This window comes from Piscirickettsia salmonis LF-89 = ATCC VR-1361, assembly GCF_000297215.2.
Classification (GTDB): Bacteria; Pseudomonadota; Gammaproteobacteria; order Piscirickettsiales; family Piscirickettsiaceae; genus Piscirickettsia; species Piscirickettsia salmonis.
In genome coordinates this window covers 122,348-133,050 of record NZ_AMFF02000020.1, presented here as the reverse complement: position 1 = coordinate 133,050, position 10,703 = coordinate 122,348, and the positions used below count along the sequence as shown (strand labels likewise).

19 protein-coding genes are annotated in these 10,703 nt (G+C 43.7%); all 19 read right to left on the bottom strand.

Annotated features, from left to right (window positions below; all coding sequences use genetic code 11):
• Positions 1 to 114: 114 nt before the first annotated feature.
• Positions 115 to 771, bottom strand: a complete 657-nt coding sequence (gene rpiA / locus C200_RS02935; RefSeq protein ID WP_016209729.1) for a ribose-5-phosphate isomerase RpiA — start codon at positions 769 to 771, stop codon at positions 115 to 117.
• Positions 758 to 2,005, bottom strand: coding sequence for a multidrug effflux MFS transporter (locus tag C200_RS02930; RefSeq protein ID WP_016209738.1), 1,248 nt, complete (start codon positions 2,003 to 2,005; stop codon positions 758 to 760). Before C200_RS02930 ends, rpiA begins: the two co-directional genes overlap by 14 nt.
• 103 nt (positions 2,006 to 2,108) lie before the next feature.
• Positions 2,109 to 2,507, bottom strand: a complete 399-nt coding sequence (gene rplQ, locus C200_RS02925) for a 50S ribosomal protein L17 (RefSeq protein WP_016209740.1) — start codon at positions 2,505 to 2,507, stop codon at positions 2,109 to 2,111.
• 48 nt (positions 2,508 to 2,555) lie between these two features.
• Positions 2,556 to 3,533 (bottom strand): DNA-directed RNA polymerase subunit alpha, encoded by a 978-nt coding sequence (locus C200_RS02920; RefSeq protein ID WP_016209739.1) that lies wholly within the window; start codon positions 3,531 to 3,533, stop codon positions 2,556 to 2,558.
• A 21-nt stretch (positions 3,534 to 3,554) separates the two neighbouring features.
• On the bottom strand, positions 3,555 to 4,175 hold the full coding sequence (rpsD, locus tag C200_RS02915; protein WP_016209728.1) for a 30S ribosomal protein S4: 621 nt from the start codon (positions 4,173 to 4,175) through the stop codon (positions 3,555 to 3,557).
• Between the two features lie 9 nt (positions 4,176 to 4,184).
• Entirely contained in the window at positions 4,185 to 4,574 is a 390-nt protein-coding gene (gene rpsK, locus C200_RS02910; RefSeq protein WP_016209730.1) for a 30S ribosomal protein S11, read from the bottom strand.
• Positions 4,575 to 4,599: 25 nt separating this feature from the next.
• A complete protein-coding gene (rpsM, locus tag C200_RS02905) occupies positions 4,600 to 4,956 on the bottom strand; it encodes a 30S ribosomal protein S13 (protein ID WP_016209745.1) in 357 nt (118 codons plus the stop codon).
• A gap of 143 nt (positions 4,957 to 5,099) precedes the next feature.
• Entirely contained in the window at positions 5,100 to 5,213 is a 114-nt protein-coding gene (gene rpmJ / locus C200_RS14730) for a 50S ribosomal protein L36 (protein ID WP_016209752.1), read from the bottom strand.
• 56 nt (positions 5,214 to 5,269) lie between these two features.
• Positions 5,270 to 6,592, bottom strand: coding sequence for a preprotein translocase subunit SecY (secY, locus tag C200_RS02900; protein ID WP_016209749.1), 1,323 nt, complete (start codon positions 6,590 to 6,592; stop codon positions 5,270 to 5,272).
• Positions 6,593 to 7,027 carry a 50S ribosomal protein L15 gene (gene rplO, locus C200_RS02895; protein WP_016209748.1) on the bottom strand — a complete coding sequence of 145 codons (435 nt, stop codon included), beginning with the start codon at positions 7,025 to 7,027 and terminating at the stop codon, positions 6,593 to 6,595. It lies immediately after the preceding gene.
• 2 nt (positions 7,028 to 7,029) lie between these two features.
• Positions 7,030 to 7,212 (bottom strand): 50S ribosomal protein L30, encoded by a 183-nt coding sequence (rpmD, locus tag C200_RS02890; RefSeq protein WP_017378024.1) that lies wholly within the window; start codon positions 7,210 to 7,212, stop codon positions 7,030 to 7,032.
• 5 nt (positions 7,213 to 7,217) lie between these two features.
• A complete protein-coding gene (rpsE, locus tag C200_RS02885) occupies positions 7,218 to 7,718 on the bottom strand; it encodes a 30S ribosomal protein S5 (RefSeq protein WP_016209764.1) in 501 nt (166 codons plus the stop codon).
• A gap of 10 nt (positions 7,719 to 7,728) precedes the next feature.
• Positions 7,729 to 8,082, bottom strand: a complete 354-nt coding sequence (gene rplR, locus C200_RS02880) for a 50S ribosomal protein L18 (RefSeq protein WP_016209757.1) — start codon at positions 8,080 to 8,082, stop codon at positions 7,729 to 7,731.
• Positions 8,083 to 8,091: 9 nt separating this feature from the next.
• The gene (gene rplF / locus C200_RS02875; RefSeq protein WP_016209766.1) at positions 8,092 to 8,625 is read right to left on the bottom strand and encodes a 50S ribosomal protein L6; all 534 of its coding nucleotides are present in this window, start codon (positions 8,623 to 8,625) and stop codon (positions 8,092 to 8,094) included.
• Positions 8,626 to 8,637: 12 nt separating this feature from the next.
• The gene (rpsH, locus tag C200_RS02870; protein ID WP_016209763.1) at positions 8,638 to 9,030 is read right to left on the bottom strand and encodes a 30S ribosomal protein S8; all 393 of its coding nucleotides are present in this window, start codon (positions 9,028 to 9,030) and stop codon (positions 8,638 to 8,640) included.
• Between the two features lie 28 nt (positions 9,031 to 9,058).
• Positions 9,059 to 9,364 carry a 30S ribosomal protein S14 gene (gene rpsN, locus C200_RS02865; protein ID WP_026063699.1) on the bottom strand — a complete coding sequence of 102 codons (306 nt, stop codon included), beginning with the start codon at positions 9,362 to 9,364 and terminating at the stop codon, positions 9,059 to 9,061.
• Positions 9,365 to 9,376: 12 nt separating this feature from the next.
• Positions 9,377 to 9,919, bottom strand: a complete 543-nt coding sequence (gene rplE / locus C200_RS02860; RefSeq protein ID WP_016209761.1) for a 50S ribosomal protein L5 — start codon at positions 9,917 to 9,919, stop codon at positions 9,377 to 9,379.
• Between the two features lie 15 nt (positions 9,920 to 9,934).
• Complete coding sequence (rplX, locus tag C200_RS02855) at positions 9,935 to 10,246, bottom strand: 50S ribosomal protein L24 (RefSeq protein WP_016209734.1); 312 nt, start codon at positions 10,244 to 10,246, stop codon at positions 9,935 to 9,937.
• A gap of 17 nt (positions 10,247 to 10,263) precedes the next feature.
• Positions 10,264 to 10,632 (bottom strand): 50S ribosomal protein L14, encoded by a 369-nt coding sequence (rplN, locus tag C200_RS02850; RefSeq protein WP_017378028.1) that lies wholly within the window; start codon positions 10,630 to 10,632, stop codon positions 10,264 to 10,266.
• Between the last annotated feature and the right edge of the window lie 71 nt (positions 10,633 to 10,703).

The following is a 10,703-nucleotide window of genomic DNA, read 5'->3' as shown; positions in this document are numbered from 1 at the left end:
CATATCTGGAGTTTTACACTTAATTGTAGTAAAAATTTATCTGAATTAATAATTATAATTCAATAAATTAACTAAAATAATCCAGATAAAAATTGATATCATATTAATTTAAAATCAAAATGAAATAACACCTCGATCAGAGGTGCCCATCAATACCACATCAGCGGCTTGTGCTGCAAAAATACCATTACACACTACGCCGGCAAGTTGATTGATCTGTGACTCTAGCTTATTTGGTTCATTAATTTGCAAGTCATGCACATCTAAAATGATATTGCCATTATCCGTTACCACACCTTCTCGATAGACAGGGCGGCCACCGAGTTTTACCAATTCACGTGCAATATAAGAACGTGCCATTGGAATCACCTCAACCGGCAATGGAAACTTTCCTAAAAAAGGCACTTTTTTACTTTCATCAACGATACAAATAAATTGTTTAGATGCACTTGCTACGATTTTTTCCCGTGTTAATGCTGCGCCACCACCTTTAATCATATGTTTAAATTCAGTGACTTCATCAGCACCATCGATATAAAGATCAAGCTCACCTGCTGAGTTTAAATCCATCACAGGAATGCCATGGGCTTTTAAGCGCTTTGCACTTTCCTCAGAACTGGCCACAGTTCCTTCAATTTGATTTTTAATCGCAGCTAGACTATCAATAAAAAAATTAGCCGTTGATCCCGTACCCACACCTACCCACATACCAGGCTTGACATACTCTAAGGCTTTTAAAGCCACTTGCTGTTTTAAATCATCTTGCTTCATAATGTCTCTCCGCTTTAAATTTTTTAAGTTTCTTTACCTGCTCTAATTTAACCTGAATTAATCCTAAACCAAAAAATACAAATAATCCCAATACAACACAGCCTAACATTAATAGACCTAAAGGCCATGCCGTAATATGCGAAACATGAGCGGTTAATGAGCTTGCTAAAAAAGCCAAACCAATCTCACCAAAAAATAACAAGCTCGCAGCCAAACCAATATTTTCTTTAATATACGATAAAGCTTTCACTTGTGCCGGCGAAATGAATAGGCCAATACCCAGTTCATAAAAAAACATGCCAGAAATAAATCCAATTAAATTTTTATCAAGTAATAATGATGAAAAAACAATAATTAAAACACCTAAACATTGCAGAAATATTCCTAAGTAAATCGCACCAGACTTAGAAAGCAATCTAGAAAAATAAGGACTGCTATAACTACCTGCCATATAACCAAAAATAATAAACGAGAAAATAATACTATAGATGCCCGGTGAAATATGCCAACTCTCTATTAAAATAAAAGATGAACCAGTCACAAAAACGAAAAATCCAGCAAAAGCAAAAGAAGCCAGCAGATTATAGCGCAGATAATTTAAATCAAGAATAACCTGGCAATAAGAGTGCAGCATATACTTAATACTGATGTTTTTCTTTTTTTCTAAGCAAGTTTCTGGCAGTAAAAAATAACTTAATAGCAAGGCCAACGCACCAAATAAAATCATGGTAAAAAATATCACATGCCAACTAAAATAAGTCTGAATAAAACCGCCTAACAAAGGTGCAACTGCAGGCGCCACAGCAACACTGCCTGAAATTAATGCTACCGCTTTAATTTCTTGCTGCCCACTATAAGCATCTTTAGCCATTGCTCGTGATAAAGCAGTACAGTAACAACCCAATAAGCCCTGAAAAAACCGTGCGATAATCATTAGCTCAATATTCGGCGCAAAAAAAACAATCGTACTCGTAATTAAATAAGCCGATAAACTACCGAGCATAACCGGGCGACGACCGAAAATATCAGCTAAAGGGCCCGCAATAAACATAGAAAAAGCAAAGCCTAGCATAAAACTACTTAAAGTAAGCTGGGCGGCCACAGCGGTAGTCTGAAAGGATGTGGCAATATCAGGAAGTGAAGGAATATAAAAATCGACAGATAAAGGCGCAAGAGCCGTTAACAAGGTAAGTAAAACAATCAATGGATAAAAATGGCGATCTGGCTTGAGCATTAATACAACATCCCAAACTAAATTTTTACTTTAATTAACCGCGCTTAATTAATCAAAGATAAAAAAAACCGAGCACATGGCTCGGTTTTTTCAGGGCGCTGACTTATTCGCCGTCAGAGTTCTCTTCTGGCGTTTCAGCAACAGCACGATCAACCAACTCAACAATGGCCATTGGCGCATTGTCACCTTGACGAAAACCGCACTTTAATACACGCACATAACCACCAGGACGTGACTTGTAACGTGGTGCTAGGTCAGTAAACAACTTGCTGGTCGCTTCTTTATCACGCAAGCGTGAAAAAGCTAAACGACGATTAGCAACACTATCTTCTTTCTTAGCCAAAGTAATTAATGGCTCAACTACACCGCGCAACTCTTTTGCTTTAGGCAAGGTTGTACGGATCACCTCATTTTGCATCAAAGATACAGCCATGTTTTTAAACATGGCTTTACGGTGAGCACTATTACGGTTGAGGTGGCGACCACTTTTGCGATGACGCATGGCTTATTTCCTTCAACTTAAACTGGATAAACAAAGCAGGCCATGAGCTTACTCAAGACCTTGCGGTGGCCAATTTTCAAGCGGTGTACCCATAGCCAGGCCATGAGTGGCAAGCACTGCTTTAATTTCAGCCAATGATTTTTTACCCAAGTTTGGTGTCTTTAATAAATCTGTCTCAGCCCGTTGAATTAAATCACCAACAAAGCGAATATTTTCAGCTTTTAGGCAATTCATCGAACGAACCGTTAGATCTAAATCATCAATTGGGCGTAACAGGATTGGATCCACTTCAGCTTCTTTACGTGCGGGCTCCACTTGCTTGGTGACATCAAGCTCTACAAACGAAGAGAGTTGATCTTGCAAGATCATCGCCGCACGACGAATAGCAGCCTCAGGATCGATCGTTCCTGTGGTTTCCAAATCAATCACAAGTTTATCGAGGTCTGTGCGCTGTTCAACACGCGCGCGCTCTACTGAGTAAGCAACACGGCGCACTGGACTAAACGAGGCATCTAATTGCAAACGACCCACTGACTGGCTCTCCTCTTCAGTATTACGCAAAGTTGCTGGCTTATAGCCACAACCTGTTGCAACATGAAGGCGAATCGTCAATTCAGTATCTTTCGATAGGTTTGCAATCACATGATCAGGATTAGTCACCTCGACACGAGGATCATCCTGAATGTCAGATGCAAGCACAGGGCCGACCCCTTTTTTGTGAAGCGTAAGCGTTGCCTCAGTGCAGTCGTGGAGAATTAGCGCTAATCCTTTGAGGTTGAGCAAAATTTCGATGACATCTTCTTGAACACCTTCTATCGAAGTATATTCATGAAGAACGCCTTCAATCTCAGCCTCAACGACAGCAGCACCTTGAATCGATGATAATAAGATACGGCGCAGTGCATTCCCTAAGGTATGCCCGAAACCTCGCTCTAATGGCTCTAGTACCAAACGCGAACGGCTTCGACCGAGATCTTGTACATCGACCAAGCACGGCTTTAAAAATTCATTGATGTTACCCTGCATGAAACGGCCCCTTTAATGCGATTACTTAGAGTACAGCTCGACAATCAACTGCTCGTTAATATCAGCTGATAACTCACTACGCTCTGGCATGGCTTTAAAGATACCTTCCATCTTATCAGCATCAACATCCACCCAAGCGATATCAGCACGTTGCTTCGCTAACTCAAGCGCTCCTTGAATTCGCAGTTGTTTTTTCGCACGTTCACGAATAGAAACAACATCTTCAGGTGACACTGTGTAAGATGGGATATTCACCACTTTACCATTCACAAGAATGGACTTATGGCTCACCAACTGGCGTGCTTCAGCACGTGTTGATGCAAATCCCATGCGATAGACAACGTTATCTAAACGAGATTCTAATAGCTGCAATAAGTTCTCACCGGTAGAACCCTTAATACGTGCAGCTTCTTTATAATAACGGCGGAAATGCTTTTCAAGCAAACCATAAATACGACGTACTTTTTGCTTTTCACGTAACTGCACACCATAATCCGATAAACGGCCACGGCGCGCGCCGTGTTGACCCGGTGCAGTTTCTGCCTTACATTTTGAGTCTAGTGCGCGAACACCACTCTTTAAGAAAAGGTCTGTGCCTTCACGACGTGCGAGTTTGCACTTAGGTCCAATATATCTACCCATAGCTTCCCCCTACACGCGACGTTTCTTAGGCGGACGGCATCCATTATGCGGAATCGGCGTCACGTCTGTAATATTAGTAATTTTGAAGCCTTTTGCATTCAGTGCACGAATCGCAGATTCACGACCTGGCCCAGGGCCTTTTACAAACACTTCAACATTCTTCATACCGAACTCGCGAGCGACTTCACCAGCACGCTCTGCAGCAACCTGAGCTGCAAATGGTGTGCTCTTACGCGAACCGCGGAAGCCTGAACCTCCAGAGGTTGCCCACGCTAAGGTATTCCCTTGGCGATCTGAGATCGTTACTATCGTATTGTTAAAAGACGCATGAACATGAGCCATTCCGTCTACAACTTGCTTTTTCACACGCTTTTTAGCGCGCACTGCTGTCTTTGCCATAGTACTTAATTCCTACCTTAACAGCTTACTTAGTGATTGGACGACGTGGACCTTTACGCGTACGAGCATTCGTACGAGTACGCTGGCCACGAAGAGGTAAACTACGACGATGGCGCAAGCCACGGTAGCATCCTAAATCCATTAAGCGCTTGATGTTCATGGAAATTTCACGACGCAAATCACCTTCAGTGGTGTGCTCGCCAACGGCTTTACGAAGTGCTTCCACTTCATCTTCAGATAAGTTTCTGATTTTTGCTGTTGGGTTAACACCGGCTGCGATACAAATTTTTTGTGCGCGTGGTCGACCAATACCAAAGATTGATGTTAATGCAATCTCGGCATGTTTTTGTACTGGAATATTAACGCCGGCTATACGGGCCATTCCAAAACTCCTACCTAAGAGACTAACCTATCGCTACTCTTTAATGACAAAAAAGCTAAATATATATTTAGCCTCTTTGTAATAGTGAAATCACCCGAATTAGTGCTTCACTGAGTAGCGCTTAAAATGATCCTTGAAAACAATTAGCCTTGACGCTGCTTGTGTTTAGGATCAGTACAGATAACACGTACGACGCGATCACGGCGAATCACCTTGCAATTACGACACATACGTTTTACAGAAGCACGAACTTTCATCGTTCATCTCTCCATATTAATTGAGTTTAAAACTCAACATAGTCTAGGGCGCAAGTTTAGCGCCCCTTTAAATTCGCTTTTTTCAGGAGCGAATCATATTGACGTGACATCAAATGTGCTTGTACCTGAGAAATAAAGTCCATCACAACAACCACAACGATCAGCAGTGAGGTCCCTCCAAAATAGAACGGTACGTTCCAAGCTAGAGTGAAAAACTCAGGTAACAATGACACCGCAGCAACATAAATTGCTCCCACTAAGGTGAGGCGGGTCATCACTCCATCAATATAGCGTGCCGTTTTCTCACCAGGGCGAATACCTGGAATAAAGGCCCCTGATTTTTTCAAGTTATCAGCGGTATCCCGAGGATTAAACACCAAGGCAGTATAAAAGAACGCAAAAAATATAACAGCGACACAGAATAACAGTAAATATAACGGCTGTCCAGGACTTAACATTAAACCTAAGTCACTCAACCAGCCCATATGTGGACCATGGCCGAACCATTGGCTTAAGGTTGCTGGAAAAAGCAAAATACTGCTTGCAAAAATCGGTGGAATCACTCCTGCCATATTAATCTTTAATGGCAGATGCGAGCTTTGCGCCGCAAACATACGACGACCTTGCTGGCGCTTAGCATAATTCACCGTAATTTTACGTTGAGCCCGTTCCATAAAGACAACAAACGCAGTCACTGCTACAACTGCTACAGCTACTAATAGCAAAATAGGTAAAGGCAGATCCCCTTCACGTGATGCTGTAAACGCTCGACCTAAGGCACTCGGCAAACCAGCCACAATACCAGCAAAAATGAGCATAGAAATACCATTGCCGATACCACGTTCTGTGATTTGCTCACCGAGCCACATAATAAACATGGTGCCTGTAACTAAAGTCACAACAGAACTTACAAAGAAAACCATCCCTGGGTCTATTGCTAACCCCTGGCTGATAATATACTTTGTAATCCCGACCGACTGCAATAAAGCAAGCGCAAGTGTGCCATAGCGAGTATATTGGGTAATTTTACGCTGACCGGCTTCTCCACCTTCCTTCTTAAGCTCTTCTAGCGAGGGTACCACCGCAGTTAACAACTGAATGATGATCGATGCTGAAATATAGGGCATCACCCCAAGAGCAAGCACAGAAAGACGCTGTAGAGCTCCTCCTGAAAACATATTAAATAAGCCAAGGATGGTTTTTCCTTGGCTATTAAAGAACTGAGCGAGCTTATTTGGATCGATTCCGGGCACCGGAATATGAGAGCCAATGCGATAAACCACAATGGCAATCAATAGAAAAAATAAACGTCGGCGCAGCTCAGCCAGGCCTGAGCCGCCCGACTTATTTAACTGTGCTGGAGCGCTAAATTTAGCCATCTACGCCTCGACTTTACCACCCGCCGCTTCAATCGCAGCAAGTGCACCTTTGGTTACACGCAGGCCGCGAAGGTTGACTGCTTTGGTGATCTCACCTGAAGCAATCACTTTCACATCCAACGTGCTCTTACGGACCACACCCGCAGCTTTCAATGCCAATAAATCAATCAGTTCAGCATCAATACCTACAAGCTCGTGCAAACGCACTTCTTCGGTCACCAAAGCTTTACGAGACGTAAAACCAAATTTTGGCAAACGGCGTTGCAGTGGCATCTGGCCACCTTCAAAACCGACTTTATGAAAACCACCTGAGCGCGCTTTCTGACCTTTGTGACCGCGTCCAGCAGTTTTACCTAAACCAGACCCAGTACCACGACCTACACGCTTTGGCGCATGCTTTGCACCCTCAGCAGGCTTTAATGTGTTCAAACGCATGATTAGTTCTCCTCAACTTTAAGCATGTAGGAAACTTTATTGATCATGCCACGATTACACGGAGTATCGATCACAGTCACCGTATGGTGCATGCGACGCAGACCCAAACCTCTTAGGCAGTCTTTATGACGTTGTAAGCGGCCGATCGAGCTGCGAGTTTGCGTTACAGTTAATGTTTTACTCATCACCGTTACCCCACAACCTCACCAATCGATTTGCCGCGCTTAGCAGCAATATCTTCTGGCGATGAAATACTCTTTAACCCATTGATCGTCGCACGAATAACGTTAACAGGATTCGTCGAACCAATCGACTTTGCCAATACGTTCTGTACGCCTACAACCTCAAATACTGCACGCATCGCACCACCGGCAATGATACCCGTACCCTCTGACGCCGGTTGCATATACACTTTCGATGCACCATGACGGGCTTTGACTGCATAATGCAAGGTTGTGCCTTTCAAAGGAACTTCAACCATCGATTTACGTGCCGCTTCCATCGCTTTTTGAATCGCAACGGGCACTTCACGTGCCTTACCACGACCAAAACCGACACGGCCATTTCCATCACCAACAACAGTCAATGCAGAAAAACCAAATACGCGGCCGCCTTTTACAACTTTTGCTGTCCGGTTAACGTCTACAAGCTTCTCTTGTAAACCATCAGCTTGTTTTTCCAATTTTGCCATGACCTAACCCTTAAAACTGTAGACCGTTCGCACGTGCAGCATCCGCTAACGCTTTAACGCGACCATGATATTTAAAACCAGAGCGGTCAAACGCGACTTGCGTAACGCCCGCAGCAACAGCACGCTCAGCAATGAGCTTACCAATCTCACTCGCTGCAGCCACATTACCCGTTGGCTTGCCCACTTCTTTATACGACTTGTCTAAAGTCGATGCCGCAGCCAACACGCGGCCACTTGTTGCTTCAATAACTTGAGCATAAGTGTGGCGCGGTGTGCGGTGAATGCTTAAGCGATTAACGCCTTGCTCACGAATCCGAGCACGCGTACCGCCTGCACGACGTAGACGAGATGTTTTCTTATCCATGCCGCTACCCTACTTCTTCTTAGCTTCTTTAAGGACTATCGTCTCATCCGCATAACGGACGCCCTTACCTTTATAAGGCTCAGGTGGACGATAACCACGAATATTTGCTGCAACTTGACCGACAACTTGCTTGTCAGTGCCCTTGACCAAAATTTCTGTTTGGCTTGGCGTCTCAATGGTAATTCCCTCAGGAACAGCAAAGTTCACTGGATGAGAAAAACCGAGCGTCAAGTTCAACGTTTTACCTTGGGCCTGAGCACGATAACCGACACCAACCAACTGAAGTTTCTTCTCGAAACCCTGGCTAACGCCTGTGACCATATTATTAAGCAACGCACGTGCAGTACCGGCTTGCGCCCATGCACCGGATGCTTCACTGGCAGGAGCAAACGTTAAAACGTTATCTTCATGCGCAATTGCAACAAGATGATTTAATTCACGTGCTAAAGCACCTTTCGGGCCTTTAACACTGACCTGTTGATCCTTAATCGTGACTTCTACACCACTTGGGATCCTAATTGGACTTTTTGCGACTCGTGACATTCTTCTAACCCCTTATGCTACGTAGGCCAGAACTTCGCCACCTTCATTCAGTGCACGCGCAGACTTAGCTGTCATCACACCTTTTGAAGTTGAAACGATCGCGATACCGTAACCACCATTGACTTGAGGTAAGTCCTGAGCCGATTTGTACGTACGTAACCCTGGACGGCTTACACGCTCGATTTGCTCAATAACTGCTTTACCTTCAAAATATTTCAAGGTGATCGTCAATTGAGGTTTTGCGCCTTCACTTACATCATAAGCCAAAACGAAACCTTCCTCTTTTAGCACTTTAGCAATAGCGACTTTTAATTTAGCAGAGCCCATAGAAACAGTCTCTTTTTCAGCCGATTGCGCATTGCGGATACGTGTTAACATATCAGCAACTGGATCTTGCATACTCATTTGTAATTTACTCCTAGAGCCGCAATTCTTACCAGCTTGCCTTTCGTAATCCTGGAGCATCACCGGACATTGCGTGTTCACGCAATTTATTACGGCAAAGACCAAACTTACGATAAACAGCATGTGGACGACCTGTAATACGACAGCGACGTTGTTGACGTACAGGGCTCGCATTACGAGGCAATGCCTGTAATTTTTGCTGAGCATCCCAACGTTCTTCGTCAGAAGCATTCAGATCATTGATAATTGCTTTTAATTCAACACGTCTCTCAGCATACTTCGCAACAGTACGCGTACGCTTTTCTTCGCGCTGAATCATGCAAACCTTAGCCATAAGCTTACACCCTTAGTTTTTTCTTAATGGGAAGTTAAACGCTTGCAACAGCGCTCGACCTTCTTCATTCGATTTTGCAGTCGTTGTAATGGTAATATCCATTCCACGTAACTTATCAACTTTATCGTAATCGATTTCTGGGAAGACGATTTGCTCTTTAATTCCCATGCTGTAGTTACCACGACCATCAAAGGACTTAGGGCTTAAGCCACGGAAATCACGAATACGAGGAATCGCAATATCCACTAAACGCTCTAAAAATTCGTACATACGCTCGCCACGTAATGTAACTTTACAGCCAATTGGCCAGCCTTCACGAACTTTAAAGCCTGCAATTGATTTACGTGCACGCGTCACTACAGGCTTCTGACCTGCAATTTTAGTCATGTCAGACACGGCGTGCTCGATTATTTTTTTATCACCAATCGCTTCACCTACACCCATATTTAAGGTGATCTTAGTGATACGCGGAACCGCCATTACACTCGTGTAATTAAACTGTTCCTTGAGTTTATTCACTACAGTATCAGTGTAGTGCTGTTTTAATCTGGCCATTTTTTCTACCTAGCCTTACGCATCAACTACTTCATTATTAGACTTGAAATAACGCACTTTTTCCTGACCTTCGCCACGGAAGCCAACGCGATCCCCTTTACCAGTGTCCGAGTTGTATAGCATGACATTAGAAATGTGAATTGGCATTTCTTTGTCAACGATTCCACCTTGAACACCCGCTTGCGGGTTTGCCTTGACGTGTTTTTTCGCAATATTCAAGCCTTCAACTACAACGCGATCTTCCAAAAGACGAACAACTTTGCCACGCTGGCCTTTGTTCTTTCCTGAAATCGCGATGACTTCATCGCCTTTTTTAATTTTGCGCATGAATTTAAAGCTCCTGTTTACAGTACTTCAGGTGCTAATGAGATAATTCGCATGAACTTCTCATTACGCAACTCGCGAGTGACAGGGCCAAAAATACGTGTACCGATCGGTTGCTCTTGTGCATTTAATAGCACAGCAGCATTGCCATCAAAACGAATGACAGAACCATCTGAACGACGCACACCTTTCTTAGTGCGTACGACCACGGCATTTAATACTTGGCCTTTTTTAACTTTCCCGTGAGGGATTGCTTCTTTAACGGTTACTTTAATAATATCGCCTACACCAGCGTAGCGACGTTTGGAACCGCCAAGCACCTTGATACACTCAACACGACGAGCGCCGCTATTATCAGCGACTTGAAGCTCAGTCTGCATCTGAATCATGGCTGTTCTCCAAAACAAAAAGATACAACAACTGCACCCCTAACAAAGGGTGCATTATAGCATCGTCTGTA

What these genes read in the sequence shown, in the direction of transcription:
- rpsM (WP_016209745.1), bottom strand. Translation starts at nt 4,956, where the DNA reads ATGGCCCGTATAGCCGGCGTTAATATTCCAGTACAAAAACATGCCGAG.
- rpiA (WP_016209729.1), bottom strand. Translation starts at nt 771, where the DNA reads ATGAAGCAAGATGATTTAAAACAGCAAGTGGCTTTAAAAGCCTTAGAG.
- rplN (WP_017378028.1), bottom strand. Translation starts at nt 10,632, where the DNA reads ATGATTCAGATGCAGACTGAGCTTCAAGTCGCTGATAATAGCGGCGCT.
- rpsE (WP_016209764.1), bottom strand. Translation starts at nt 7,718, where the DNA reads ATGGCAAAATTGGAAAAACAAGCTGATGGTTTACAAGAGAAGCTTGTA.
- rpmD (WP_017378024.1), bottom strand. Translation starts at nt 7,212, where the DNA reads ATGAGTAAAACATTAACTGTAACGCAAACTCGCAGCTCGATCGGCCGC.
- rpsH (WP_016209763.1), bottom strand. Translation starts at nt 9,030, where the DNA reads ATGAGTATGCAAGATCCAGTTGCTGATATGTTAACACGTATCCGCAAT.
- rpmJ (WP_016209752.1), bottom strand. Translation starts at nt 5,213, where the DNA reads ATGAAAGTTCGTGCTTCTGTAAAACGTATGTGTCGTAATTGCAAGGTG.
- rpsK (WP_016209730.1), bottom strand. Translation starts at nt 4,574, where the DNA reads ATGGCAAAGACAGCAGTGCGCGCTAAAAAGCGTGTGAAAAAGCAAGTT.
- C200_RS02930 (WP_016209738.1), bottom strand. Translation starts at nt 2,005, where the DNA reads ATGCTCAAGCCAGATCGCCATTTTTATCCATTGATTGTTTTACTTACC.
- rplE (WP_016209761.1), bottom strand. Translation starts at nt 9,919, where the DNA reads ATGGCCAGATTAAAACAGCACTACACTGATACTGTAGTGAATAAACTC.
- rpsN (WP_026063699.1), bottom strand. Translation starts at nt 9,364, where the DNA reads ATGGCTAAGGTTTGCATGATTCAGCGCGAAGAAAAGCGTACGCGTACT.
- C200_RS02920 (WP_016209739.1), bottom strand. Translation starts at nt 3,533, where the DNA reads ATGCAGGGTAACATCAATGAATTTTTAAAGCCGTGCTTGGTCGATGTA.
- rplQ (WP_016209740.1), bottom strand. Translation starts at nt 2,507, where the DNA reads ATGCGTCATCGCAAAAGTGGTCGCCACCTCAACCGTAATAGTGCTCAC.
- rplX (WP_016209734.1), bottom strand. Translation starts at nt 10,246, where the DNA reads ATGCGCAAAATTAAAAAAGGCGATGAAGTCATCGCGATTTCAGGAAAG.
- rplO (WP_016209748.1), bottom strand. Translation starts at nt 7,027, where the DNA reads ATGCGTTTGAACACATTAAAGCCTGCTGAGGGTGCAAAGCATGCGCCA.
- rplR (WP_016209757.1), bottom strand. Translation starts at nt 8,082, where the DNA reads ATGGATAAGAAAACATCTCGTCTACGTCGTGCAGGCGGTACGCGTGCT.
- rpsD (WP_016209728.1), bottom strand. Translation starts at nt 4,175, where the DNA reads ATGGGTAGATATATTGGACCTAAGTGCAAACTCGCACGTCGTGAAGGC.
- rplF (WP_016209766.1), bottom strand. Translation starts at nt 8,625, where the DNA reads ATGTCACGAGTCGCAAAAAGTCCAATTAGGATCCCAAGTGGTGTAGAA.
- secY (WP_016209749.1), bottom strand. Translation starts at nt 6,592, where the DNA reads ATGGCTAAATTTAGCGCTCCAGCACAGTTAAATAAGTCGGGCGGCTCA.